Source organism: Bradyrhizobium sp. WSM1743, from assembly GCF_000473065.1.
Classification (GTDB): domain Bacteria; phylum Pseudomonadota; class Alphaproteobacteria; order Rhizobiales; family Xanthobacteraceae; genus Bradyrhizobium.
The window spans coordinates 23273-47739 of the sequence record NZ_AXAZ01000050.1; the positions used below are offsets into that span (position 1 = coordinate 23273).

At 64.7% G+C, this 24467-nt stretch carries 22 protein-coding genes and 1 pseudogene; 15 read left to right on the forward strand and 8 right to left on the reverse strand.

Features of this window, described 5'->3' with window-relative positions:
• Positions 1-6 precede the first annotated feature (6 nt).
• Positions 7-990, forward strand: a complete 984-nt coding sequence (locus YU9_RS0125945; RefSeq protein ID WP_027575418.1) for a homoserine kinase — start codon at positions 7-9, stop codon at positions 988-990.
• Positions 987-1451 carry a ribonuclease HI gene (rnhA, locus tag YU9_RS0125950; RefSeq protein WP_027575419.1) on the forward strand — a complete coding sequence of 155 codons (465 nt, stop codon included), beginning with the start codon at positions 987-989 and terminating at the stop codon, positions 1449-1451. Before YU9_RS0125945 ends, rnhA begins: the two co-directional genes overlap by 4 nt.
• Positions 1452-1589: 138 nt before the next feature.
• Here the strand turns inward: rnhA and YU9_RS0125955 are convergent, their stop codons facing one another.
• The 6 genes from YU9_RS0125955 to YU9_RS0125980 all read right to left on the reverse strand — a co-directional run bounded on the left by YU9_RS0125955 (position 1590) and on the right by YU9_RS0125980 (position 9236).
• Entirely contained in the window at positions 1590-2075 is a 486-nt protein-coding gene (locus YU9_RS0125955; protein WP_027575420.1) for a peroxiredoxin, read from the reverse strand.
• Positions 2076-2183: 108 nt separating this feature from the next.
• The gene (locus YU9_RS0125960) at positions 2184-2738 is read right to left on the reverse strand and encodes a DUF924 family protein (protein ID WP_027575421.1); all 555 of its coding nucleotides are present in this window, start codon (positions 2736-2738) and stop codon (positions 2184-2186) included.
• A gap of 17 nt (positions 2739-2755) precedes the next feature.
• On the reverse strand, positions 2756-4441 hold the full coding sequence (locus tag YU9_RS0125965; protein ID WP_027575422.1) for a long-chain fatty acid--CoA ligase: 1686 nt from the start codon (positions 4439-4441) through the stop codon (positions 2756-2758).
• A gap of 189 nt (positions 4442-4630) precedes the next feature.
• Entirely contained in the window at positions 4631-6115 is a 1485-nt protein-coding gene (locus YU9_RS0125970) for a D-alanyl-D-alanine carboxypeptidase family protein (protein WP_027575423.1), read from the reverse strand.
• Between the two features lie 189 nt (positions 6116-6304).
• The gene (locus tag YU9_RS0125975) at positions 6305-8101 is read right to left on the reverse strand and encodes a glucan ABC transporter ATP-binding protein/ permease (RefSeq protein WP_027575424.1); all 1797 of its coding nucleotides are present in this window, start codon (positions 8099-8101) and stop codon (positions 6305-6307) included.
• An 85-nt stretch (positions 8102-8186) separates the two neighbouring features.
• Positions 8187-9236 carry an ABC transporter substrate-binding protein gene (locus YU9_RS0125980; protein WP_027575425.1) on the reverse strand — a complete coding sequence of 350 codons (1050 nt, stop codon included), beginning with the start codon at positions 9234-9236 and terminating at the stop codon, positions 8187-8189.
• Positions 9237-9465: 229 nt separating this feature from the next.
• Here YU9_RS0125980 and YU9_RS0125985 point away from each other — a divergent pair, with 229 nt between their 5' ends.
• The 11 genes and pseudogenes from YU9_RS0125985 (at position 9466) to YU9_RS0126040 (ending at position 17935) form a co-directional block, all read left to right on the forward strand.
• On the forward strand, positions 9466-9831 hold the full coding sequence (locus tag YU9_RS0125985; RefSeq protein ID WP_027575426.1) for a hypothetical protein: 366 nt from the start codon (positions 9466-9468) through the stop codon (positions 9829-9831).
• A gap of 118 nt (positions 9832-9949) precedes the next feature.
• Positions 9950-10357 (forward strand): phosphoribosyl-ATP diphosphatase, encoded by a 408-nt coding sequence (hisE, locus tag YU9_RS0125990; RefSeq protein WP_027575427.1) that lies wholly within the window; start codon positions 9950-9952, stop codon positions 10355-10357.
• A 45-nt stretch (positions 10358-10402) separates the two neighbouring features.
• Positions 10403-11005: a YqaA family protein gene (locus YU9_RS0125995; RefSeq protein ID WP_084299057.1), complete on the forward strand. Its 603-nt coding sequence runs from the start codon at positions 10403-10405 to the stop codon at positions 11003-11005.
• 46 nt (positions 11006-11051) lie between these two features.
• Positions 11052-11579, forward strand: coding sequence for a hypothetical protein (locus tag YU9_RS0126000; RefSeq protein WP_027575429.1), 528 nt, complete (start codon positions 11052-11054; stop codon positions 11577-11579).
• 36 nt (positions 11580-11615) lie between these two features.
• On the forward strand, positions 11616-13016 hold the full coding sequence (locus YU9_RS0126005; protein WP_027575430.1) for an aspartate ammonia-lyase: 1401 nt from the start codon (positions 11616-11618) through the stop codon (positions 13014-13016).
• A 259-nt stretch (positions 13017-13275) separates the two neighbouring features.
• Positions 13276-14244 (forward strand): nitronate monooxygenase family protein, encoded by a 969-nt coding sequence (locus tag YU9_RS0126010; protein WP_027575431.1) that lies wholly within the window; start codon positions 13276-13278, stop codon positions 14242-14244.
• Between the two features lie 147 nt (positions 14245-14391).
• On the forward strand, positions 14392-15165 hold the full coding sequence (locus tag YU9_RS0126015; RefSeq protein WP_027575432.1) for a thioesterase family protein: 774 nt from the start codon (positions 14392-14394) through the stop codon (positions 15163-15165).
• 548 nt (positions 15166-15713) lie between these two features.
• Positions 15714-15944 (forward strand): annotated as a pseudogene (locus YU9_RS0126025) (nitronate monooxygenase); the annotation flags it as partial.
• A gap of 126 nt (positions 15945-16070) precedes the next feature.
• Positions 16071-16319 carry a hypothetical protein gene (locus YU9_RS0126030; protein ID WP_027575434.1) on the forward strand — a complete coding sequence of 83 codons (249 nt, stop codon included), beginning with the start codon at positions 16071-16073 and terminating at the stop codon, positions 16317-16319.
• A 132-nt stretch (positions 16320-16451) separates the two neighbouring features.
• Entirely contained in the window at positions 16452-17165 is a 714-nt protein-coding gene (locus YU9_RS0126035; protein ID WP_027575435.1) for a hypothetical protein, read from the forward strand.
• An 86-nt stretch (positions 17166-17251) separates the two neighbouring features.
• Entirely contained in the window at positions 17252-17935 is a 684-nt protein-coding gene (locus YU9_RS0126040; RefSeq protein WP_027575436.1) for a hypothetical protein, read from the forward strand.
• A gap of 3 nt (positions 17936-17938) precedes the next feature.
• On the opposite strand, the gene YU9_RS0126045 is transcribed toward YU9_RS0126040, so the two are convergent.
• Both YU9_RS0126045 and YU9_RS0126050 read right to left on the reverse strand, forming a co-directional pair.
• Positions 17939-19519: a GMC family oxidoreductase gene (locus tag YU9_RS0126045; protein WP_027575437.1), complete on the reverse strand. Its 1581-nt coding sequence runs from the start codon at positions 19517-19519 to the stop codon at positions 17939-17941.
• A gap of 126 nt (positions 19520-19645) precedes the next feature.
• Positions 19646-21202, reverse strand: a complete 1557-nt coding sequence (locus YU9_RS0126050; RefSeq protein ID WP_027575438.1) for a winged helix-turn-helix domain-containing protein — start codon at positions 21200-21202, stop codon at positions 19646-19648.
• A gap of 473 nt (positions 21203-21675) precedes the next feature.
• Between YU9_RS0126050 and pcaB the strand changes: the two genes are divergently transcribed.
• Together pcaB and YU9_RS0126060 are read left to right on the forward strand one after the other, a co-directional pair.
• Positions 21676-23037, forward strand: coding sequence for a 3-carboxy-cis,cis-muconate cycloisomerase (pcaB, locus tag YU9_RS0126055; protein ID WP_027575439.1), 1362 nt, complete (start codon positions 21676-21678; stop codon positions 23035-23037).
• A 113-nt stretch (positions 23038-23150) separates the two neighbouring features.
• Positions 23151-24407, forward strand: coding sequence for an aminopeptidase (locus YU9_RS0126060; RefSeq protein ID WP_027575440.1), 1257 nt, complete (start codon positions 23151-23153; stop codon positions 24405-24407).
• Positions 24408-24467: the final 60 nt, after the last annotated feature.

Sequence of the window (24467 nt, forward strand, 5' to 3'; positions counted from 1 at the left end):
ACCTTTATGGCGGTCTACACCGACGTCGCCGCCGACGAGCTTGCGGATTTCCTGAAGCAATACGATCTCGGCGAACTGCTCTCCTACAAGGGCATCGCCGAGGGCGTCGAAAACTCCAACTTCCTGCTGCACACCAGCCAGGGATCGTTCATCCTCACGCTCTATGAGAAGCGCGTGGCGAAGAACGATCTGCCGTTCTTCCTTGCGCTGATGACGCATCTCGCCGAGCACGGCGTCAATTGCCCGCTGCCGGTGAAGGGACACGACGGCGAGGCGCTGCGCGAGCTGTCGGGCCGCCCCGCCGCGATCATCACCTTTCTCGAAGGGGTCTGGCCGCGCAAGCCGAACGCGGCCCATTGCGCCGGCGTCGGCGAGGGGCTGGCGCGGATGCATCTGGCCGGCGCCAATTTTGCGATCAAGCGCGCCAATGCGCTCTCGGTCGCGGGCTGGCGTCCCCTGTTCGACGCGGCGGCGAACCGCGCCGATGAGGTGCAGCCCGGCCTGCGTGCGTTTCTCGCCGCCGAGCTCGATTATCTCTCGAGCGGGGTCTGGCCCACCGATCTGCCGCAGGGCGTGATCCACGCCGATCTCTTCAACGACAACGTCTTCTTCCTCGGCGACAAGCTGTCAGGGATCATCGACTTCACTTTCGCCTGCAACGACATGCTGGCCTATGACGTCGCGATCTGCCTCAATGCCTGGTGCTTCGAGCCGGATCATTCCTTCAACGTCACCAAGGCGCGCGCCTTCCTCAACGCCTATGGCCGCGTGCGCAAGCTCACAGACGCGGAAGAGACCGCGCTGCCGCTCTTGGCGCGCGGCGCTGCGATCCGCTTCCTGCTGACGCGGCTGGTCGACTGGCTCAACGTGCCGCCAGGTGCGCTGGTCAAGCCGAAGGATCCCCTCGAGTATGTCCGCAAGCTGCGCTTCCACCAGAGCGTGACGAGCGCGCGCGACTATGGGCTTATGCCGTCGGGGCTGGTGGCGTGAGCGAGCTTCCCAACGTCACGATCTATACCGACGGCGCCTGCTCGGGAAATCCAGGGCCGGGCGGCTGGGGCGCGATCCTGAGGTTCGGCGACAAGGAAAAGGAGCTGAACGGCGGCCAGCCGCACACCACCAACAACCAGATGGAATTGATGGCGGCGATCTCCGCGCTCGAGGCGCTGAAGAAGCCGTGCACGGTCGATCTCTACACCGATAGCCAGTATGTGCGGCAGGGCATCACGGGTTGGATCTTCGGCTGGAAGCGCAACGGCTGGCGCACCGCCGACAAGAAGCCGGTGAAGAATGTCGAGCTATGGCAGCGCCTCGACGCCGCGCTGAAGCAGCACGAGGTCCGCTGGCACTGGGTCAGGGGCCACGCCGGTCACCCCGAGAACGAGCGCGCCGATCAGCTGGCGCGCGATGGGATTGCGATGGCACGTTTGCAGCAGCGGGTGCGGGAGTAGAGAGGACGCTCGCTCTCTCCACTCGTCATGGCCGGGCTTGACCCGGCCATCCACGTCTTTCCGCATATGGCCAAGAACGTGGATGCCCGGGACAAGCCCGGGCATGACGTAATCCTTGGAAGCAACTGCGCGTAAAGTTCACAGCTGCCCGAGCAGCGTATCCCCGCCGGAGACCTCGACCTTACCGGGCATCGCCTCGAGGTTCAGCTTCTTCACCACGCCGTCCTCGACCAGCATCGAATAGCGCTTGGAGCGGATGCCGAGGCCGTTGGCGGAGGCGTCCAGCTCCATGCCGATCGCCTTGGTGAAGTCGGCATTGCCGTCGGCGAGGAAGACGGCCTCGTCGCGCTGGTCGGTGTCGCGCTTCCAGGCGTTCATGACGAAGGCGTCGTTGACCGAGACGATGGCAATGGTGTCGACGCCTTTGTCCTTGATGGCGTAAGCATTGAGGAAGATGCTCGGCAGATGCATCTTGTGGCAGGTGCCGGTATAGGCGCCGGGCACCGCGAACAGCGCCACCTTCTTGCCCTTGAAGATATCGTCGGTGGTCTTCACCTGCGGGCCGTCCGCCGTCATCACGCGGAATTTCGCCTCGGGCAGCTTGTCGCCAGTCTGGATCGCCATCGTCAGTCTCCCTGAAAATCGGTCCCGCTTTTTAGACCGGGCGGCGGGCCTGCACAATATTGCCGGCGGCGGAAGCGGCGAGGACGGCGGCCGTTCACCATGATGTCATCAGCCGGAAAATCCGCCATGATCGAGGAAGGCCTGCTCTTCCTCCGTCGTGTCGCGACCGAGGAGGCGGTTGCGGTGGGGGAAGCGGCCGAACCGCCGGATGATGTCGGCGTGCTCGCGAGCGTATTTCAGGTTCTCGGCATTGTCGGTGTTTTGAAACAGCGCGACGCAGTGCAGCTGGTCAGCCAGGTGCTCGGAATGCATGAAGGGCAGGTAGAGGAATTCGAGCAGCATGGGATCGACCCTACGGTCGACGCCCCGATCGATGGCGCGACGGGCGACCTCGCGCGCCTGCGCGTCACTGGCAAAGGTTTGTGGCGTGCCGCGGAACATGTTGCGGGGGAACTGATCGAGCACGATGACGAGCGCGAGCGTGCCCTCATCCGTCGTCTCCCATGATCCGAGCTCACCGGCGACCGCCTTCTGCCATACAGCGAGAAAGCGGCGCCTGACTTCCGCATCGAAGGCGTCGTTGCGCTTGTACCAGCGCTCGCGGCCGGCCTCGCGCCAGAAGGCGAGAATGTCTGATGGCTCGATGTCGCCGACCTCAGTCATCGACCGGAAGCGTCGCCTTACGCCGCTTCCGCATTCTTCTCGTCGCGGAGCTGGCGGCGCAGGATCTTGCCGACATTGGTCTTCGGCAGGTCGTTGCGGAATTCGATGTGCTTGGGCACCTTGTAGCCGGTGAGCTGCTCGTGACAGAACTTGATCACGGCTTCTGCGGTGAGGTTCGGGTCCTTCTTCACCACGAACGCCTTCACCGCTTCGCCCGACTTGGAATCGGGGATGCCGATCACGGCGCATTCGAGCACGCCCGGATGGCTCGCGATCACTTCCTCGATCTCGTTGGGATAGACGTTGAAGCCGGAGACCAGGATCATGTCCTTCTTGCGGTCGACGATCTTGGTGTAGCCCTTCTCGTCCATGATGCCGATGTCGCCGGTGCGGAAATATCCGTCAGCGGTCATCACCTTGGCGGTCTCTTCCGGCCTGTTCCAGTAGCCGGACATGACCTGCGGGCCCTTGGCGCAGATCTCGCCGGGCTGGCCGAGCGGGACTTCGTTGCCGTCGTCGTCGCGGATCGAGATCCAGGTCGAAGGCACGGGGATGCCGATCGTACCCGTGAACTCCGTTGCCGTCGCCGGATTGCAGGTCAGCGTCGGCGAGGTCTCCGACAGGCCGTAACCTTCGGCAATGAAGCAGCCGGTGATCGCCTTCCACTGATCGGCCACGGCGCGCTGCACCGCCATGCCGCCGCCGTTGGAGATCTTCAGCTTGGAGAAGTCGAGCTTCTTGAAATCGGGATGGTGCATCAACCCGTTGTAGAGCGTGTTCACGGCCGGGAAGCTGTTGACCTGGTATTTCGCCAGCTCCTTGATGAAGCCGGCAATGTCGCGCGGGTTTGGGATCAGGAGATTGCAGCCGCCGGCGCGCACCGCCAGCAGGTAGCAGGCCGTCAGCGCGAAAATGTGATAGAGCGGCAGCGCGCAGACGATCATGAGCTGGTCGACATGCGGCGGCGCGGCGAGCGCCGGCTGGAGCCAGGCGTCGTTCTGCAGGACGTTGGCGACGATGTTGCGATGGAGCAGCGTGGCGCCCTTGGAGACGCCGGTGGTGCCGCCGGTATATTGCAGGAAGGCGACGTCGCCCGGCGACAGTTTCGGCTTGTTGAAGGTCATGCCGCGGCCGGCCGACAGCGCGTCGTTGAACGACACCGCGCCCGGCAGCGACCAGGCTGGCACCATCTTCTTCACGCGGCGGACGACGAGATTGACGATCACGCCTTTGAAGCCGAGCAGGTCGCCCATGCTGGCGACGATGACGTGCTTCACCTGCGTCTTGGCGATCACCTGCTCGACGGTATGGGCAAAGTTCTCCAGCACGATGATGGCTTCGGCGCCGGAATCCTTGAGCTGGTGCTCGAGCTCGCGCGGGGTGTAAAGCGGGTTGACGTTCACGACCGCAAATCCGGCGCGCAGCACGGCGGCGGTCGCGACCGGATATTGCAGCACGTTCGGCATCATGATCGCGACGCGGGCGCCGCGCTGGAGCCCGCGGCCCTGCAGGTAGGCGGCGAGGGCGACCGACATCTGGTCGAGGTCGCGATAGCTGATCGACTTGTCCATGCAGATGAACGCCTTGCGGTCGGCGAACTTGGTGAAGCTCTCCTCCAGCAGGTCGACCAGCGATGCGTATTGCGTCGGCTCGATATCGGCGGGCACGCCGGGCGGGTACTGCTTGAGCCAGATGCGCTCCATGGAAGACTCCCCTCATTGACCAGGGCCCGTTGTTCTCGGGCTTGCCTCATTGCCGCCAGTATCCAGCTTGCCGGAACGGGTGGCAAGTCGTCGTGGCTTAGGGCAAAGGTCGGGGCGTAGCTACTGGAATCGTCGCAAAGCACGCTGCCGCAGGTGCGAAGCGCGGGCTGCGGTTTATCCCGAGGGGCGCTAACTGTTGTTCGCCGGCTTGGCGGCGGCGGGCTTGGTCGCGGCCTTGGGCTTGGCAGGCTTTGCCGCCTGATCGCCGCTTGCCGCAGGCTTCTCGGCAGATTTGGCCGCATCGGGCTTGGCCGCAGCATGCTTGGCACCGGCCGGCTTGGCTGTGGTCTTTGTGTCGCTCTTGGCGTCAGGCTTGGAGGCGGCAGGCTTGGAGGCGGCAGGCTTCGCCGCCGCCGTCTTAGTGTCGTTGGGCTTGTCCGTGGGCTTGTCAGCCGCGTCGGGCTTCTTGGCGACGCGCGACTTCTTGCCACGCGGCTTTGATGCGGCCTGCTGGTCGGCGTCGGCGGCGACGGCCGCGATCAGCGCGGTGCCGGTGCGGGTCGGGCCGGTATAGACCAGCACGGGTTCGACCGCCGCGGGGGCCGAGGCCATCAGCTCGGAAGCCTTCATCAGCGGCGGCTGCAGGCCCGCCGTGAAGAAGGTGACCTGGGCCTCGCCGCCGGTGGCGGAGGCCGATCCGGTCGCGCCGCCATTGGCCGCGATCAGCGCATCGTCGTCGTCGGTGGCCGGCCGCTTGCGGTTGGGCCCGCACATCTCGTCGCGCAGATTCGGCGGAGTGGCGTCGACCGGCAGGAGATTTTCGACGGTGCCGAGCGAGGGGCGCAGCCAGGTGAGATTGTCCTGGCCGAAGCCACGCTCGAGCAGCTGCGCCGCCTTCACCGCGCGCGCGGTGCCGGAATTGGCACCCAGGACCACCGCGATCAGCCGGCGGCCGTTGCGCGTGGCCGAGGCGACGAGGTTGTAGCCGGAGGCGCAGATGAAGCCGGTCTTGAACCCGTCGGCGCCGGGATAGCGGCCGATCAGCTTGTTGAAATTGCCGGTGACGCGCTTGCCGAAGCGGATCGCCGGGATGTGCACGAAGTATTCGTATTCCGGCAGCTCGCGCAGGAACGAGCGCGCCAAAATGCCGAGGTCGCGCGCCGAGGTGATCTGGCCGTCGGCGGGCAGGCCGTTCGGATTGACGTAGCTCGTCTGCGTCATCCCGAGCTTCTTCGCGGTGTCGTTCATCATCGCGGAGAAGCCGTCGATCGAGCCGCCGACGCCTTCGGCGAGCACCACGGCCATATCGTTCGCCGACTTGACCATCATCATCTTCAGCGCGTTGTCGACGGTGACCTGCGTTCCCGGGCGGAATCCCATCTTCGAGGGCGATTGCGAGGCCGCGGTCGGCGATACCGTGAGCAGCGTGTCGAGCGTCAGCCTGCCGTCCTTGACCGCCTTCAGCGTGACATAGGCGGTCATGATCTTGGTGACGGAGGCCGGGTACCAGGGGATGGTCGCGTTATCGGCCTGTAGCACCTTGCCGCTGTCGGCCTCGATCAGCAGCAGCGCTTCGGCGCTCGCCGCGCGCGGCGCGAGCAACGCGGCACATGCGAGCGTCGCAGCGAGCAGGTTGAACAGGGATTTGCGAAGCAGCGGGCGAAGGGCGTGCACTATCCGATTCCGGTCCTTGGAGATCCGCCTGATACGGTCGGCTCTCGTGATCTGATCGTCGGTTCTGAAATCCGGCGCCGCCGCTTGCGGCGTCGCAAACCTATACCGGCTGGTGCGTCGAGAATAGGGGGATCGGCGCGGTATTCCGCAATGAAATAGGCCGAATTTCGACGGTGCTGTGGGGACTTGCTAAGGGGATTTGGCCGCCGTCGCGGCAGCCTCGGCCGCCGTCACGCTGGCCCGTGCGTTCTCATGGACCATGAACTGGGCCTTGGCCATCTCGGCAAAATGGCCGCCTTTGGTCACGAGTTCATCGAAAGTTCCGGTTTCGATCACGCGTCCATTCTCGAACACCAGGATCCGCGTGGCGCTACGGATGGTGGAGAGACGATGGGCGATCACGAAAGTGGTGCGGCCCTTCATCACTTCGTCGAGAGCGGCATTCACCTTGACCTCGGTGACGGCGTCCAGCGCGCTGGTGGCTTCGTCCAGGATCAGGATCGGCGGGTCCTTGAGAAGCGCGCGGGCAATCGAGAGGCGCTGGCGCTCGCCGCCGGAGAGCATGCGGCCGCGCTCGCCGGCATTGGTCGTGAAGCCGCCGCTGCGCTCGATAAAGTCGAGCGCCTGGGCGCGCTCGGCCGCCGTGCGCATCTCTGCCTCGGTCGCATCCGGCTTGCCGACGCGTAAGTTCTCCTCGATCGAACGGTTGAACAGCAGCGCTTCCTGGAACACGACGCCGATGTTTCGTCGCAGCGAGGTCAATGTCACGCCGCGGACGTCCATGCCGTCGATCTTGATGAAGCCGGATTGCGGATCGAAGGCGCGGTGCAAGAGCGCGATCGCGGTGGATTTGCCGGCGCCGGTCGGCCCGACCAGCGCGATGGTCTCGCCGGGCAGCGCGGTGAAGGTGAGGTCCTCGATCGCCGGCCGCTTGCCGTCATAGGAGAACGTGACGTCGTGGAACTCGACGAGGCCGGAGAGCCTGCCGGCATCGATCGCGTCGGGCCGATCGTGGACGGCCGGCACGGCATCGAGCACGCCAAAGAACTCGCGCAGGCGCGGCGCTTCCATGAACACGCTGTTGATGAAGCTCACGACCTGCTCGAGCTTCTGGATCAGCATCGTCGCAAAGCTCACGAACATCACGATCTCGCCGACCGAGGTCAGCCCCTGATCGTGCAGGGCGATGCCGAGCGTGAAGATCGCGAGCACTGTGATAGTGGTGGAGGCGCGCGTGATGATGGTGACGACCGCCCACCAGGACAGCACCGGCATCTGCGCCGCCAGCAGCTCGTCGGCGACGGAGCGCAGCCCCTTCACCTCGGATTCGACGCGGACGAAGCTCTGCACCAGCGCGACATTGCCGAGCGCATCGGAGGCGCGCGCGGAGAGCTCGCTATAGTGCTCCTCGACCTCCATCTGCATGCCGAAGGTCTTGCGCACCACGAAGGTCGTCAGCGCCGTGAAGACGATGCAGAGCACGAACAGCAGGATCGCGAGCCGCCAGTTCAGGTACAGCGATAGCGGCAGCAGCACCACGACCGAGAGGATCGCGGCAAAGTGCTCGCGGAAAAAGCCGACCCACAACCGCCACAGCGCATCGGTGCCGTTGAGCATCACCTTCATCAGCCGGCCCGAATGGGTGCCGGAGTGGAAGGTCAGCGGCAGTTGCAGGATGTGCTCGAAATAGTCGGTCAGCACCGCCTGACGCTGGCGATGTGAAAGCCGGTCGGCCTGCAAGGCCACGAGCGCGCTGCACGCGATGGTGAAGAGCCCGAACGCGACCCAGGCGGTCAGGAACGGCCAGGCCGAGTTCGACCCGGCCACCGTCTTGCCCGAGAGCACGTCGACGATACGGCCGAACAGCACAGGCTCGGCGAATTGCGAGCCCGCGAGCAGGAGATTGGCGACCGCGAGCAGCCAGCCCAGCCGCGCCTCCTTGCCGAGCAGCTCGAGTACGCGGGTGTAGATACGGAGCATGGACATACGGGCGACGAACTCGAACGGACGACGGAGCCCGTATTTTAAGCAGGGATCGTGCGGGAGATATAGCGGAAGCTGGCAGTTTTGCTCAATTGATCAGGCGCTCCGCCACGCCCGGCAGGAACTGGTCGTCGAAGACGTCGCCCGCCGCCGGCCGTTTGCGGAACTTGAAGTCCTGCGCGATCTGGTCGATCGAGCGCTCCAGGCGCGCCGGCTCGACGCCGCCGAGGCCGTTGCGCTTGACCTCGTCGGTCAGGACGTTGTCGGCGAGGACGGTGCGCAGGCGCTCCAGCTCCAGGTTGCGGTCTCCGTCGTCGATGCGGCTCGCGGCCTCCTCGGCCGCACGCCCCGGCTCTCTGATGGTGACGTTGATGCCCGCGATCAAAGCGCGGACGAAGCCCTTCACGGCGTCCGGCTTTGCTGCGGCGAAGGCCGGATTGACCACCACGGCAAAGCCATAGGCTTCGCAGCCGTAGTCCGCATAGCGCAGCACGACGAGATCGGCTCCAGGCACGCCGCGGTCGCGCAGATTCACCGCCGACAGATAGTTGAAGCCGGCGACGGCATCGACCTGTCCCGCGGACAGGATCGGCTCGCGTACCGCCGCGCCGATCTTGTGGAATTTGATGCGCGATGCCTTGATGCCGTTCTGCTGCGCCAGCGCCGGCCACAGCCGCATGGACAGGTCGCTGTCGGCAACGCCGACGGTCTTGCCGTCGAGATCGGGCAGGAGGTGGATGCCGCGGCTCTTGCGCGCGACGATCGCGTAGGGTGCGCTGTTGAACAGCACGAACACCGCCTTGACCGGCGCCGTGTCGTCCTTGTCACGGAAACGGATCAGCTCGTTGATGTCGACGAGCGCAAGCTCGCTGTCGCCCTTGGCGACGCGTGCGAGCGCCTCCGGCGATCCGCTCGCACTGTTGAAGGACACGTTGAGACGCTCGGCGCCGAACCTGCCGTCCTTCGCCGCAAGGAAGAACGGCGCCATGCTCGCATCAATGGGACGGTCGAAGGTGAAGTGGATCGCTGTGGAGGGGGTGCCGCTCTCGGCTCCCGTGGCCTCGCGCGCAGTCAATGCTGCGAACGAGATTGCAAGGGCCCGCAGGCAGTGAAGGGCGATCGTCTTGAATCCTGACATCGATTGCGCCGGTCCCGCATTGTTGTGGTTTCGAGACGCTTGCAGCGCCGGCCCGCAACGAGCGTGCGCGCACCAACATGAACGGCGGATGAGCGGCGGTTGCGTCACGATTACGCAACCCCGTTCAGCTTGTGTTGGGGTTGGGGAACCCAACTTAGGTACTGCGGGTTTGAGAGGCATGAGCCTGTCCGCAGGCGTCCATTCCAGGTCCCAAAGGAGGGCCCAAGATATGTTCGAGCGATTCTCCAGGTTTGCGGGCCGAAAGGCCGTTCTTGCCACCGCCGCGGTGCTGGCGGTGACCGCAATTGCCCCGACCGCTTCATATGCGGGCGGCCGACACTGGCATGGTGGCGGTGGCGCGGCTGCTGCTGCGGCTTTCGCCGCTATCGGCACCGGTCTTGCCATCGCCGCAACCCGTGACGCCTACGCCTATGACTACGGTCCGGGCTATGGCTATTACGGCGGCCCCGTCTATTACAGGGCTCCTGCCTACGGGCCCTATTATGGTCCAGGCCCGAACTTCCCGTATCAGCGCTATGGCGGCACGGCTCCGTCCGAGTTCTGCGGCCAGGGTTACTACCAGAACTGCTATTAGCTCCGGCACCCGAAGGTTGGCCAAAACAGGCCGTCGCGCTTGCCGCGCCGGCCTGTTTTCTGCTTTTATTGCCGCGCGTTAACACGCTCGCCATTTGTTTAGCGTAGTTTTGAGTACCATGAGTGATTCGCTTGAGCGGCTATATCTGGCTGTGCTCGCGGCCAGGGATCTTGATCCGGCAACATCGCGCACGGCCCGGCTGTTTCAGCGTGGGCCCTCCAAAATGGCAAAGAAGCTGGCCGAAGAGGCCATCGAAGTCGTCATCGATGCGGTCAATGGCGATAGCGAGGCCGTGATCCGTGAAAGCGCCGACCTGCTCTACAATCTCACCGTGCTGTGGGCTTCGGCCGGAGTACGTCCGGAGGACGTCTGGCGGGAAATGACGCGGCGGGAAGACTTGCTCGGCATCGCCGAGAAGCTGCCGAAGTCGCAACCGATGAAGCTGCCCAAAGTCGCGTCACCGCGCATGGCCTCACGGCGGCCAATTGTCGCGCTCGAAGGCCGCGCCGCGCGCAAGCGCCACTAGAAACGTCATAATTCGCCCCAATCTCGGCATGGACAAATCCGTCCCATGGTGCTTCATCGCGGCGCCATGCTGAAACGTATCTACGACTGGTGCATCGACGCCGCCCACAAGCCCTACGCGCTCTGGATCATGGGAGCCGTGGCTTTCGCAGAAAGCTCCTTCTTTCCGGTCCCGCCCGATGTGATGCTCATCCCGATGTCACTGGCGCGCCCGCAGCGCGCCTGGGTCTATGCAACCGTCTGTACCATCACCTCGGTGGTCGGCGGCATCGTCGGCTACGCCATCGGCGCGCTGCTGTTCGACTCGGTCGGCCAATGGCTGATCCAGGTCTATGGCCTCGGCGACAAGGTCGACGCCTTCCGCGCCTCCTATGCGGAATGGGGTGCGATCATTATCCTGCTCAAGGGGCTGACGCCGATCCCCTACAAGCTCGTCACGATCACCTCGGGCTTTGCCGGCTACAACATTGTTCTGTTCATCCTGTGTTCGATCGTCGCGCGCGGCGGACGCTTTTTCGTCGTGGCGATCCTGCTCAACCGCTATGGCGACTGGGTCCGGGTTCGGATCGAGAAGCATCTCGGACTGTGGGTCGCGATCGGCGCCGCGGTGCTGGTGCTCGGCTTCGTGGTCGCCATCAAACTGATCTAAAGCCAGCGGCTTTGCCGCCGCGCCGGCTTCGGCTACGGTTGCCGTCATGATGGTTCGATCCGGCAATCCGGCCGTGCGGCTCGGGACGCTGATACCAGCAGCGCTGCTGCTTCTGCTCGGTGGCGGCGGGCCTGCGTGGGCGCAATCCGCCCCGCCGTCGCTCGGTCTGCGGGAGCAGACCGCGCCGCCGTCGACACCCGCTCCATCGGCACCGCCGGCGGGCGAGGAAAATCCCGGGCTGATCAACGAAATGGGCAAGCTGTTCGACAAGCTGCCCTCGATTCTGCCGCCGATCAAAAGCCCCGGCGAGACCATGAACGACCTGTCGCGGCTGGCCAAGCCCTCGACCATGGTGTCGGGGCGCGTGGTCTGCCCGGTCTCGTCGAACGGCGCGCCCGACTGCAAGCAGGCCGCCGACCAGCTCTGCCAGGGCAAGGGTTACAAGGAAGGCAAGAGCCTCAACGCCGACTCCGCCGAGAAATGCTCGGCCAAGGTTCTCATCCCGGGCAGGCAACGCAAACCGGACGACTGCCGCACCGATACTTTCGTGACCAGCGCGTTGTGCCAGAATTGACGTGATGGCCCAGCGCGCAAGCAACAAGGAGCGCCCATGAGCCGGACGGAGCAGGACTTCCTCGGACAGCGTGAGATCGCCGACGACATCTACTACGGTGTCCAGACCATCCGGGGTAAGGAGAACTTCCACATCACCGGCATTCCGATGAGCCAGGAGCCTTACTTCGTGAAGGCGCTTGGCTACGTCAAGAAGGCTGCCGCCATGGCTAATCGCGATCTCGGCGCGATCGACGCCAAGGTCGCGGATGCCATCATCCTCGGCTGCGACCGCGTCATCGCCGGCGACATGATGGATCAGTTCGTCACCGACTTCATCCAGGGCGGCGCCGGCACCTCCACCAACATGAACGCCAACGAGGTTATCGCCAACCTTGCGCTGGAAGCGCTCGGCTTTGCCAAGGGCGACTACCAGCACGTCAGTCCCAACGATCACGTCAATTACGGCCAGTCCACCAACGACACCTATCCCACCGCCTTTCGGCTGGCATTGATCCTGCGGCTCGAGAGCTACATGACGGCGCTGCGACAGCTCCAGGAGGCCTTCTTCGCCAAGGGTCGCGAGTTCGACCGCGTGCTGAAGATGGGTCGCACCCATCTGCAGGACGCGGTGCCGATGTCGCTGGGGGCCGAATTCCGCGGATGGGGCACCACGATCGGCGAGGAGGTCGACCGCATTTCGGAAGCGCGCGCGCTGCTGCGCGAGATCAATCTCGGCGCCACCGCGATCGGCACCTCGGTTACCGCGGCCGTCGGCTATCCTAAGCTCGCGGTCCGGCACCTCAGCGCGCTGACCGGCGTCGAGTTCATTCTCGCCAGCGACCTCGTCGAGGCGACCTCGGACACCGGCGCCTATGTGCAATTGTCCGGCGTCCTGAAGCGCACGGCGAGCAAGCTGACGAAAATCTGCAACGACATCCGCCTGCTCGCCTCCGGCCCGCGCGCCGGCCTCAACGAGATCAACCTGCCCCAGCTTCAGCCGGGCTCCTCAATTATGCCCGGCAAGGTCAATCCGGTCATTCCCGAAGTCGTCAACCAGACCAGCTTCCTGGTCATCGGCCTCGACACCACGGTGACGCTTGCGGCCTCAGCGGGCCAGCTCCAGCTCAACGTGATGGAGCCGGTGATCTCGTTCGCGCTGTTCTTCTCGATCCGCACCATGGAGCGCGCGGTCAACAGCCTGCGCGAGAATTGCGTCGTCGGCATCACCGCCAACGAGGAGCACACCCGCAACATGGTGCTGAACTCGCTCGGCATCGTCACGGTGCTGAAGCCGCTGCTCGGCTACAAGCAATGCGCCGAGATCGCGCGCGAGGGCTACAAGAGCGGCAAGTCCCTGCACCAGATCGTCGTGGTCGAGCGAAAATTGCTGACTGAGGAGAAGTGGGACGAGATGTTCTCGTTCGAGCGGCTGATAAATCCGGATTTGATTGGGTAGGGCTGTCGTCCGCAGCTCTCGCCTCGCATTGCGAGGAGCTCTTGCGACGAAGCAATCCAGACTACCTCCGCTAAGACAGTCTGGATTTGCTTCGCTGCGCTCGCAATGACGGAGGGGACAGATGGGTAAGTATTCCGCTGCTTGGAATTGCAGTAACAGCACCCGCTACGGCGGCAAAACGCAATACTTGACAGTGGAAAGATTGCCTTGTTGGTATGGCTCCCAACCCAATTGACCGCCAGAAGAGGATCGTTCCGCAATGTCCATGCCTGCCTTGTTCAAGGGGCGCCTGTCGATCCCCGTGATCGGCTCGCCGCTCTTCATCATCTCGGTGCCCGATCTCGTGATCGCGCAGTGCAAGGCAGGTGTGGTCGGCTCGTTTCCGGCGCTGAATGCGCGGCCGCCGGAGCTGCTCGACGAATGGCTGGCGCGGATCACCGAAGAGCTCGCGGCCTATGACCGCGCCCATCCCGACAAGCCGTCGGCGCCGTTCGCCGTCAACCAGATCGTGCACAAGTCGAACAACCGGCTCGATCACGACATGCAGCTCTGCGCCAAGTACAAGGTGCCGATGATCATCTCCTCGTTAGGGGCGCGCGAGGAGCTGAACCAGGCCGTGCACGGCTGGGGCGGCATCGTCTTCCACGACGTGATCAACCAGAAATTCGCGCACAAGGCGATCGAGAAGGGCGCCGACGGCCTGATCCTGGTCGCGGCTGGGGCCGGCGGCCATGCCGGCACCATCTCGCCGCTGGCTTTCGTTGCCGAAACGCGTAAATGGTTCGACGGCCCGATCGCGCTGTCAGGAGCGATCGGCAATGGCAAGGCGATCCGCGCCGCACGCATTCTCGGCGCGGACTTCGCCTATATCGGTTCGGCCTTCATCGCGACCAAGGAGGCCAATGCGGTCGAGAAATACAAGGAGATGATCGCGGGCTCGAGCGCCGACGACATCGTCTATTCCAACCTCTTCACCGGCGTGCACGGCAACTATCTGAAGCCCTCGATCCTCGCTGCCGGCATGGATCCGGAAAACCTGCCGACCTCCGATCCCTCCAGAATGAATTTCGGCACCGACGCCTCCGGCGAGCGCGCCAAGCCGAAGGCGTGGAAGGAGATCTGGGGAAGCGGCCAGGGCATCGGCAGCATCGAGGGCATCGTGCCCGCCGCCGAGTTGATCGCGCGCTTCAAGAAGGAATACGACGAAGCAATCGATCCGCCGTTGTAGTTATCGTGTCCCGGACGCGGTGCAATGCGTAGCATTTGCTCCGCAGAGCCGGGACCCATCGTCGTAACGCTTGGACCCCCGGATCAGCAGCGCACCGCTACGCGCTGCGCAGCGTCCGGGGAACGTCAACTGAGACTGATTGAAACGATGTCACCCATCTACCGCGTCGACGGCAACAGCGTCGTCACCAGCCCGGATGCCGCCGGTCCCTGGGACCGGCGCATGCAGCACGGCTCGGCGCCGGCCTCGCTGGTGACGTGGGCGGCCGAACGCATTCCGACGCCAGTCGCGATGGACATTGCACGCGTCACCATCGATCTGATGCGTCCGGTGCCGGTCGCGCCGCTCACGATCGCGACCGAGGTCCTGCGCGAGGGCCGCAAGATCCAGCTCTGCGAGATCAAGCTGTACGCCGACGGCGTGCAGGTGGTCGGCGCCACCGTGCTCAAGATCAGGCGCCAGGCACAGGCGCTGCCGGACGATGTCAAAGAGCCGCCGTTCACGCTGCCGTCTCCGGAGGACTCGCTGGTGGAGGACGGTCATGCCGCCACTAGCCCGTTCGTGCGATCGGTCTCGATGCGCGCCGCGCGCGGCCGCTTCGGCCAGACCGGTGCCGGTGCGATCTGGTTTCGCGTCGACCATCCGCTGATCGAGGGCGAGGCGATCTCGCAGGCCATGCGCGCCGTGGTCGCGGCCGACTTCTCCAACGGCACCGCCTCCTCGCTCGACTTCCGCGCCTGGACCTATATCAATGCCGATCTCACCGTGAGCTTTGCGCGCCAGCCGGTCGGCGAGTGGATCCTGCTCGACGGCGACTCCTGGATCGGCCCTGACGGCGCGGGCCTCGCGATGTCGCGGCTTGCGGACAAGCAGGGCTATTTCGGCCGCGCCATGCAAAGCCTGGTGATCGAGAAGCGGTGAGGGGCGCGAAGTCCGTGCGTCATTCTCGCTGTCATGCTCCGCGGAAGCGGGGCATCCGGTACGCCGCGCCCTATCAGTTCAATCACAGCCGTCTTGGAGTACTGGGCAGATTCGCCCCGTCCCGGCTCCGCCAAGGCTACGCCGGGCCACAAGGGTGCTCGGCCGCCGTAGTTTTAGCGATGGCGGCAAGCCGGGCGATGACAGCTGTTGTGTGGTCGCTGTGTCGAATATGCGGAGGCTTGCGGCCGCGTGGACCAAATGAACGGCAGGCTTCCGCCGCCGCGGAAGGGACGCTTGGCATCCTGCCAGTTCACAGACCGTAGAAGATTTTGATCTCCCACAGCACCACGATGATAGCCGTGATCAACGTGACCGCGGCGACTGCACTTTCCAGGGAAGCGACTCTCATTTCACTCTCCGCTTCCCAGCCCCATCAGCGATCTAGGTGATTCCCTGATTCGCCGGCAATCGGGTGGGCATCGCCGACGCGCACTCCGTTGCGCGCTGTGGTGCCGGGGCCACAACGATACCGTAGAATTCCGGAGTATTTACCCCATCATCTCGGCTATCTGGGCACAAAATTCATCGCGACGCGCGAAAGCATGGCGGATGATCGTTACAAGCGAATACTGGTCGAGAGCAGCGCGGACGATGTCCTGCTCACCACCGCCTTCACGGGACTTCAGACCAACATGCTGAAGCCGTCGATCGTCGCTGCGGGACTCGATCCCGACGATCTGCCGGCGCGCGGCGCGATCGATATCGCCAAGGACATCGAACGGGGAGAGGGAGAAGCAGCACGGTTAATCCAGCAATGCTCCCCGTCCCTCACTTAACGGCGGATTAACCATCACCCGCCAAGAATCCCTCTCGAGGCCGCCAATCAGGATCGAGAGGGACAGGCGATGGATTTCGAGTTTCTCAACACCAAGACGGCAGCATCGCTGGACGAGATCCGCGTTCGCGTCGCCCATGCCCTGGCCCGCCACCCGCTGTGCCGCAACGTCCGTTTCGACATCGTCAGCGTCCCCCGGACCCGCCGCGGCGGCAATTGGACGGTGACGCTGCAATCGGTCGAGCCGCGCGCGGTCTGGGAAGCCTCGGAGATCGTGGCCGACATCCAGGACGCCTATGATCTTGCGGCAGCGGCCTGATTTCCTTGGGTTTTCCGGGCGATGTCGCCGCAGTCCGCGCGATTGCCGCCGCAATGGCACGGTTAAGCCTTAATTATCGCCCAGTTTCCGGGCAGTGATCACGTGGACTTGAAGTCGGACGCGGAGAGACGTTTGTCCAAAGCCATCACCATCGTCGCGCTGACCTGTTTCCTCGTCCTCGGTGCCGCCACCACCGCTATTCTCGGCCGCGACAGCGTGCCCAGCGTCAGCGCCGAGATGATCGCCCAGACGCCCCCGCCCAAGCCGCTCGCAACCAACCGCGCCGCCAAGGCCGACCGTCTGGTTCCGACGCTCGCGCTGGCTTCGGCCGCGATCGAGCCGATCCAGGTGGCCGCCGACAAGCTTGCGCAGGCGCCCATGCTGACCGAGCCGCTGCGCCAGGCCTTCGCCGCCGCCACGCCCTCCGATTTCCCCATGCCGAAAGCAAGCGTGCACGAGGCGCCCGCCGCGACCGAGGTCCCAGCCGTCGAAGTTCCGACCAAACCGAAGGTCGTCGCCAAGCCGCAGCCGCAGAAGGCCTATTCGCTGCTGTCCGACGTGCAGATCGCGGGCATCAGGGATCGTCTGAAACTGTCGTCGTCGCAGGAATATTACTGGCCCTCGGTCGAGACTGCGCTGCGCAACGTCGCCCGCAAGATCCAGGCGAACAAGCTGTCGAATCCGAACGCGCCGCCCAGCGCGCAGATCGATCCGAATTGCGACGAGGTGCAGCAGTTGAAGTCGGCCGCGATGCCGCTGTTGTTCCAGCTCCGTGACGACCAGAAGGAAGAAGTGCGCAAGCTCGCTCGCCTCATCGGGCTCGAGAAGGTCGCGCAGCAAATCTGATACGCGCGGTTCCTGTTTGAGAGCCGCGGCCATCAGGAACATCTGGCAATCCCCACGCGTTGCCCGCTCCAAATGGGAGTGGATGAATGCGCGCCTCGACAGCCTATTTTGTCGGTACCGGAACCATCATCGCAGCCATCGCCATCGGTCTCGGCGGCGGTATCGTTGCCGGCAACATCATGAATCCGGTCGCGCCCAAGCAGGGCCCGGACGCTGCCAGGGTGGCGCAGCGCACGGAGGCTCCCACGCCGGCGACCGCGAACGCCCCGTCGGAGCGCGTGAACTATCTCGCCGGCTCGCAAGCCTTTGGCGCGATGATCGCGGCGCCCGCGCGGGCCGAAGCAAAGCCTGAAGCCGCAAAGCCTGATACGCAAACCACGCAGGCGAATGCTGAACCACCGCCGCCGCAGCCCTCGCAAGCCGCTGCAGTCGAGCCGCCCAAGCCCGCACCCACATCGTCGCCACAGCCAGCAAAACCTGCCGAGCAGCAGGCCGCCACCGAGCCGTCATCCTCGTCGAATAACACCTATGCCAAAGCGAGGGATTCCGACGTGAAGCGCGCCGCGAGCGAACGGCGCCGAGCCGAGCGTCGCGAGCGCTGGGCCGAGCGCCGGCACTATGAATTCCGCGAGCCGCGCGGCATGCGCGAACGCACCGATTGGGATGACGTCGCGCGCCGCATCCGCGAAGATTCCGATGCGCGCGATTTCGCGGGCCGGCCGCGCGGCGGCTTTCCGCAGCTCAGGCTGTTCGGGCCTGACGACGATTAGCGCCTAGCCCAGGATTGCCGCCGCTGCGCATTCGGCAATCAGGATTGTCGGCGTCTGGATATTGCCTGAGACCATGATCGGGATCACCGAGGCGTCGGCGACGTGCAGACCGTCGATGCCGCGCACCTGCAATCGCTTGGGATCGACGACGGCCAGGTCGTCCGTGCCCATCCGGCAGCTCGATGCGGCATGATAGAGCGTCGTGCAATGGCCGCGGATATAGTCGGCGATCTCGGCATCGCTGATCGCTTCCGCGCTCGGCGTGACCTCGCTTTCGATCATCTCCTTGAGCGGTGATTGCGCGGCGATGCGACGGTTGATGCGTACGCCTTCGACCATGGTCGCGATATCCATGCCGCTCGGGTCCGACGCGAAATAGCCGGGGTCGATCGCGGGATCGTCGATCGGGTCGGCCGAGCGCAGCGTGATCCGGCCGCGGCTGTTCGGCCGCTGCAAGGTCGCATGCAGGGTGATGCCCGGCTTGGACGACAGGAAGCGGACATAGTCCCGGTGCGGGCTGATCGCGCCATAGAGCTGGAGATCGGGCTCGACGTCGGGGCGGCTGCGCACATGGGCACCGGCGGCCACCCAGGGCGAGGTGCGCGGACCGCTGCGGTGCGCTTGCCACTCTGCAAGGCTCGCCGCGAGACTTTCGTCGGTCCAGGCGCCGACACCGATCCTCTCCTTCGTGTAGAAGGTGATGGGAATGTTGATGTGATCCTGGAGATCCGTGCCGACGCCGGGCAGGTCATGCACGGCGTCGACGCCGACCGCCTTCAATTCGTCAGCCGGGCCGACGCCTGACAGCAGGAGTTGTTGCGCCGAGCCGATGGCGCCGGAGGCGAGCACGATCTCGCTGGTGGCGAAGGCGCTCTTCAGCTGCCCATTATCGAGATATGCGACGCCGATCGCGCGGCCGCTTTCGATGATGATGCGAGTGACGCGTACGCCGGTCTTGAGGACGAGATTGGGACGCGCCAGCGCGAGGCGCAGATAGGCCTTGCCGGTGCCGAACCGCTCGCCGTCCCTGATGACGAACTGGAAGAAGCCGGCACCTTCCTGGGTGGCGCCGTTGAAATCGGGGTTGTGCGGAAGCCCCGCGGCCTGCGCCGCCTCCAGCCATTTCAATTCGTTGGGATCGACGAAAGGCACGTCGGCGACGTGCAGCGGCCCGCTGGTACCGTGGAACGGATCGTCGGAGAAGCGGGCATTGTTCTCGAAGGCGATGAATTTCGGCAGCACGTCGCTCCAGGCCCAGCCTGCGCAGCCCGCCTGGGCCCATCCGTCGTAATCCGACGGCAGGCCGCGGATATAAATCATCGCATTCATCGCGCCGGAGCCGCCGACCATCTTGCCGCGCGGCCAGAAGATGCGCCGTCCCCGGCAGCCTGCTTGCGGCTCGGTGTGAAAGCCCCAATCGACCGCCGTGTTGAACATCGTCGGCCAGTCGGACGGAATGTCCGAAGCGGGCGGGGCCGCGCGACCGGCCTCCAGCACCAGCACCTTGCGATTTGGATCGGCCGACAGCCGGTTGGCCAGCACACAGCCGGCCGAGCCGGCGCCGACGATGATGGTATCGTACATTGAAGAGCGCTCCGCGAAGACATTCATGCTGCGGCACGCTGCAAGATTCGTGCTTTGCGGATCGGCACACTTTAGTCTCCTCCCCCGTGCACAAGGGGGAGGTGCGCCGTCGTCATCGCGCCGTTGTTACTTCATTCCGGCGCGCCGCAAGCCTTGGAGGTAATGCGCACGATCCTCCTCCCGCAGCATCGGCAGCTCGCGCGTGATCCAGGCAAGCGTAACCTCGGGCTGGGCGCGGCGCAGACCCTCCAGGGCGGACGCCGCGAGTGCCGGATTGCCGAGCATGCCGGCGGCGGCCGTCAGCACGCGGTGCGCGCCGACGAAATCTCCGCGCTCGCGCATCGATTCCCGTGCCATCTGCACAGCGCCCTCGTAGTCGCGGCCGACGAACCGGGCGTAGGCCGCAACCCCGCAATAGATCGCCGCGAGCGGGTCGCGTGGGCTCAGTCGTAGCGCGCGTCGGGCGGCGGCATCGCCATCCTGCCATCGTCCAGCATAGCACAGCGTCACGCCGTGGAAGGCATGCGCCATCGCGAAATTCGGATTGAGCCTCAAGGCCAGTTCGAATTCAGCCAGCGCATCATCGAAGCGGCGGCGGAACAGATAGGTGTAAGCGAGTCCGTGATGGGCCCAGGCATCCTCGCGATCGGCCTCCACCGCCGCGAGCGCCGCACGTTCAGCGACCGGCACGGTCGCGGCCATGTCGGCCCAGCCCATATGCGCCCCGAACATATGGCTGGTCGCGAGCAGGCCGAGCGCCTTGCCATAGGCGGGATCGATCGCGACGGCTTCTTCCAGCAGCTTTTGCGCGGCCGCATTGTCCTCGCGGGTGATGCGCCAGTAATGCGACAGTGCGCGCATCACGAGGTCCCAGGCATCCAGGCTGCCCGGCGGCTTCTGCTGGGCTCGGAAGCTCTCGGCGGCATAGAGCTGCGGCTCGATGGCAGCGACGATCGCCTCGGTGATCTCGTCCTGCACGGCGAAGATGTCGGCGAGCTCGCGGTCGTAGCGTTCGGCCCAGAGATGGCTGCCGGTCGAAACGTCGTTGAGCTGGGCCGAGATGCGCACCCGCTCGCCGCTCCGCCGCACGCTGCCTTCGACCACGTAGCGCACCCCGAGTTCCCGCGCGACCTCGTGGATGTGCACGGCGCGGCCCTTGTAGACGAAGGAGGAGTTGCGCGCGACGACGAAGAACCAGCGCAGCTTCGACAGCGCGGTGATGATGTCCTCGCTGATGCCGTCGGAGAAATAATCCTGCTCGGCCTCGCCGCTCATATTGGTGAAGGGCAGCACGGCGATCGCTGGCCGCTCGGGCAGCGCGAAGGCTGCCTGAGGCTGGGCGATGCGAACCGGCCCTGGCGGAACCGCGCCGTGTTGGGTCTGAACATCGCCGACGAAGCGAAAACCCTTGCGGGTGATGGTGCGGATCAGCGCCTGGCTCGCGCCATTGTCGCCGATCGCCTTGCGCGCCGCGTTGATCCGGCTGGTCAGGGTGGATTCGGAGACGCTGCGCCCGTGCCAGATCTTGTCGATCAGCTCGTCCTTGCTGACCACCCGGTCGCGGTTCTGCATGAGGTGGACGACGAGATCGAAAACCTGCGGCTCCACGGCAATGGGAACCTGCTCGCGGCTCAGCTCGCGCCGGTCGGTATCGAGAAGATGGTCCCGGAACAGAAACTGCACGTCGAGAACTCAGGCCTCATTGCGAAATCGGGTAAGCAAAATTGCAAAATGAAATTTGGGTCGAAAATCGTGTGTCTGCCGAAGGGGGTGCTTGGTTCATCGCGATTGCGTGATGGCAGCCATGCCTCTTTCGGAGGGGAATACAACCGCGGCTGGAATGTTGCGGTCTGGGGCTCGATGGCCGAGGGGACCATAGTCGCCCATCCAACACCGTCATCCTGAGGCCCCGGAGCGCAGCGGAGGCTTCGAAGGATGGACGGCCCCCGCTGCATCGCGGCCGCTCATCCTTCGAGGCTCCTCGTGCGGTGCTCCGCTTCGCACGCCTCGCGCCTCAGGATGACGGAGCAACAGGGGACGTGCCGTCATAATGTCGTGGCGCGGTAGATGTGACGAACGGTGAATGCCCTTTGCCGAATTGGGCCGGCTGCGTAAGCTAGCACCCACACAAAAACGCTAGCCACGAAGAAACGCCCATGCCCGCTTTTCACGCCTCGACCACCGTGCTCGATTCCATGCTGTTCCGCGACGCTTTCGGCACGCCCGAGATGCGCGAGGTGTTTTCCGATGTTGCGCTGGTCGCCCGCCATGCCGAGGTCGAGGTGGCGCTGGCGAAGGCGGAGGCGGCATGCGGCGTGATCCCGCAGGACGCCGCTGCGGCGATCGCAGCACGGACCGACGTTGCCGCGCTCGATTTTGATCTGCTCAGGCAGGAGACCGATGTCGTCGGCTATCCGATCCTCCCTTTGGTGCATCAGATGGTGAAGCAATGCGGCGAGGCCGGCCGCTACGTGCATTGGGGCGCGACGACGCAGGACATCATGGACACCGCCGTGGTGCTGCAACTGCGCGCCGCGCTTGACATCGTCGAACGCGACATCGCCGAGCTGCGCAAGATCCTAGCCGATCTGTCGATGCGCCATCGTGACACGGCGATGGCGGGCCGCACCCATCTGCAGCAGGCGCTGCCAGTCACCTTCGGCTACAAGACCGCGATCTGGCTCGCCATGTTCGATCGCCACGCTGAGCGACTGGCGCAGCTGAAGCCGCGCGTGCTGGTCGGCCAGTTTGCCGGCGCAGCCGGCACGCTGGCTTCGCTTGGCGACAAGGGGTTCGAGGTGCAGGAGGCGCTCTGTGCCGAGCTGAAGCTCGGCATTCCGGCCTCGACCTGGCACGTCGCGCGCGACGGCTTCGCCGAGGCGGTGAATTTTCTCGCCCTCGTCACTGGCTCGCTCGGCAAGATCGCGCTCGACGTTATGATCATGGCTTCGACCGAGTTCGCCGAGGTCTACGAGCCCTTCGTCAAGGGGCGCGGGGCTTCCTCGACCATGCCGCAGAAGCGCAACCCGATTTCATCGGAACTGATGCTTGCGGCATCCAAGGCGGTGCGCCAACACGCCTGCCTGATGCTCGACGCCATGGTGCAGGATTTCGAGCGTGCCACCGGTCCCTGGCACGCCGAATGGATGGCGATCCCCGAAAGCTTCGTGCTGACTGCCGGCGCGCTGCACCAGGCGAAGTTCGCGCTCGCAGGCCTCATCGTGGACGAGGCGAAGATGAACGACAACCTCGCCATCAGCCGCGGCCTGATTGTGGCCGAAGCGGTCATGATGGGGCTCGCGCCGCAGATCGGCCGGCAGGAGGCGCATGACGTCGTCTATGACGCCTGCCGTCAGGCCAACGAGAAGGGAATGAGCCTTGCTGATGCGTTGTCCTTGGATTCACGGATATCGAGCCGCATCGATCGCGCCACAATCGAGGCGCTCACCTCACCGAAAAATTACCTCGGCCTTGCACCGGCCATGGTCGATCGGGTGCTGAAATCGGCAACGCGTTGAAAACCAAAATGCGTGAAACTGCGTATCTTTCGTGCGTCGCAAGACGCTCGCATACTTGTGTCTCGCGATGCTAGACTTAAATTGAGAGAGCGAGCTTCGGCAGAGGGTCCGGCATGACTGATCAACGCAATACTTCCACTCCCATCGATCCCGCGAAGCTCGACCGGCTGGCCGAGGTGGCGGTGAAGGTGGGCCTGGGCTTGCGGCCGGGACAGGACCTGCTTCTGACGGCGCCCGCGATCGCGCTGCCCCTGGTGCGGCGGATCGCCGTGCATGCCTACAAAGCTGGTGCGGGCCTCGTGACGCCGATCCTGTCGGACGAGGAGATGACGCTGGCGCGCTACCGCCACGGCCGCGACAGCAGTTTCGATCGTGCCGCCGGCTGGCTCTACGAGGGCATGGCCAAGGCGTTCTCGGACAACACTGCACGGCTCGCCATCGTCGGCGACAACCCGATGCTGCTGTCGGGCGAGGATCCTTCCAAGGTCGCGCGCGCCAGCAAGGCCAATTCGATGGCCTATCAGCCCGCGCTGGAGAAGATCGTCAATTTCGACACCAACTGGAACATCATTGCCTATCCCAGCCCGTCCTGGGCGAAGCTGGTGTTCCCTGACGATCCCGAGGACGTCGCGGTCGAAAAGCTCGCAGACGCGATTTTCGCCGCGTCCCGTGTCGACCGCGAGGATGCGATCGGCAATTGGGCGAGCCACAATGCGGTGCTGCGCGAGCGCACCAATTGGCTCAACGGCCAGCGCTTTCGCGCGCTGCAATACTCGGGTCCCGGTACCGACCTCACCATCGGGCTTGCCGACGGCCACGAATGGGAAGGCGGCGCCTCGCTCTCCAAGAACGGCATCAGCTGCAACGCCAATATTCCGACCGAAGAGGTCTTCACCACCCCGCATTGTCGCCGCGTCTACGGCCATGTCGTGAGCTCGAAACCGCTGTCCTATCAGGGCACGCTGATCGACAACATCGCGGTGCGTTTCGAGGACGGCAAGATCGTCGACGCCAAGGCCTCGCGCGGCGCCGAGGTGCTGAACAAAGTGCTCGACACCGACGAGGGCGCTCGGCGCCTCGGCGAGGTGGCGCTGGTGCCGCATTCTTCGCCGATCTCGCAGAGCGGTCTGTTGTTCTACAACACGCTGTTCGATGAGAACGCAGCGTCTCACATCGCGCTCGGCCAGTGCTATTCGAAATGCTTCGTCAATGGCGCCCAGCTCACGCCGCAGCAGATCGCGGCGCAAGGCGGCAACCAGAGCCTGATCCATATCGACTGGATGATCGGTTCGGCCGAGACCGACATCGACGGCATTTTGGCCGACGGCAGCAAGGTGCCCGTGTTCCGCAAGGGCGAATGGGCGAAGTAGTGCGCTTCACTCTCCCGTAGGGAGAGGTCGGATCGCATCGAGAGATGCGATCCGGGTGAG

Excerpts from the sequence above, each read along its gene's own strand:
- YU9_RS0125945 (WP_027575418.1), top strand. The coding sequence starts at position 7 with ATGGCGGTCTACACCGACGTCGCCGCCGACGAGCTTGCGGATTTCCTG.
- YU9_RS0125955 (WP_027575420.1), bottom strand. The coding sequence starts at position 2,075 with ATGGCGATCCAGACTGGCGACAAGCTGCCCGAGGCGAAATTCCGCGTG.
- YU9_RS0125960 (WP_027575421.1), bottom strand. The coding sequence starts at position 2,738 with ATGACTGAGGTCGGCGACATCGAGCCATCAGACATTCTCGCCTTCTGG.
- YU9_RS0125965 (WP_027575422.1), bottom strand. The coding sequence starts at position 4,441 with ATGGAGCGCATCTGGCTCAAGCAGTACCCGCCCGGCGTGCCCGCCGAT.
- YU9_RS0125975 (WP_027575424.1), bottom strand. The coding sequence starts at position 8,101 with ATGTCCATGCTCCGTATCTACACCCGCGTACTCGAGCTGCTCGGCAAG.
- YU9_RS0125980 (WP_027575425.1), bottom strand. The coding sequence starts at position 9,236 with ATGTCAGGATTCAAGACGATCGCCCTTCACTGCCTGCGGGCCCTTGCA.
- YU9_RS0125985 (WP_027575426.1), top strand. The coding sequence starts at position 9,466 with ATGTTCGAGCGATTCTCCAGGTTTGCGGGCCGAAAGGCCGTTCTTGCC.
- hisE (WP_027575427.1), top strand. The coding sequence starts at position 9,950 with ATGAGTGATTCGCTTGAGCGGCTATATCTGGCTGTGCTCGCGGCCAGG.
- YU9_RS0125995 (WP_084299057.1), top strand. The coding sequence starts at position 10,403 with ATGGTGCTTCATCGCGGCGCCATGCTGAAACGTATCTACGACTGGTGC.
- YU9_RS0126000 (WP_027575429.1), top strand. The coding sequence starts at position 11,052 with ATGATGGTTCGATCCGGCAATCCGGCCGTGCGGCTCGGGACGCTGATA.
- YU9_RS0126005 (WP_027575430.1), top strand. The coding sequence starts at position 11,616 with ATGAGCCGGACGGAGCAGGACTTCCTCGGACAGCGTGAGATCGCCGAC.
- YU9_RS0126010 (WP_027575431.1), top strand. The coding sequence starts at position 13,276 with ATGTCCATGCCTGCCTTGTTCAAGGGGCGCCTGTCGATCCCCGTGATC.
- YU9_RS0126015 (WP_027575432.1), top strand. The coding sequence starts at position 14,392 with ATGTCACCCATCTACCGCGTCGACGGCAACAGCGTCGTCACCAGCCCG.
- YU9_RS0126030 (WP_027575434.1), top strand. The coding sequence starts at position 16,071 with ATGGATTTCGAGTTTCTCAACACCAAGACGGCAGCATCGCTGGACGAG.
- YU9_RS0126040 (WP_027575436.1), top strand. The coding sequence starts at position 17,252 with ATGCGCGCCTCGACAGCCTATTTTGTCGGTACCGGAACCATCATCGCA.
- YU9_RS0126045 (WP_027575437.1), bottom strand. The coding sequence starts at position 19,519 with ATGTACGATACCATCATCGTCGGCGCCGGCTCGGCCGGCTGTGTGCTG.
- pcaB (WP_027575439.1), top strand. The coding sequence starts at position 21,676 with ATGCCCGCTTTTCACGCCTCGACCACCGTGCTCGATTCCATGCTGTTC.
- YU9_RS0126060 (WP_027575440.1), top strand. The coding sequence starts at position 23,151 with ATGACTGATCAACGCAATACTTCCACTCCCATCGATCCCGCGAAGCTC.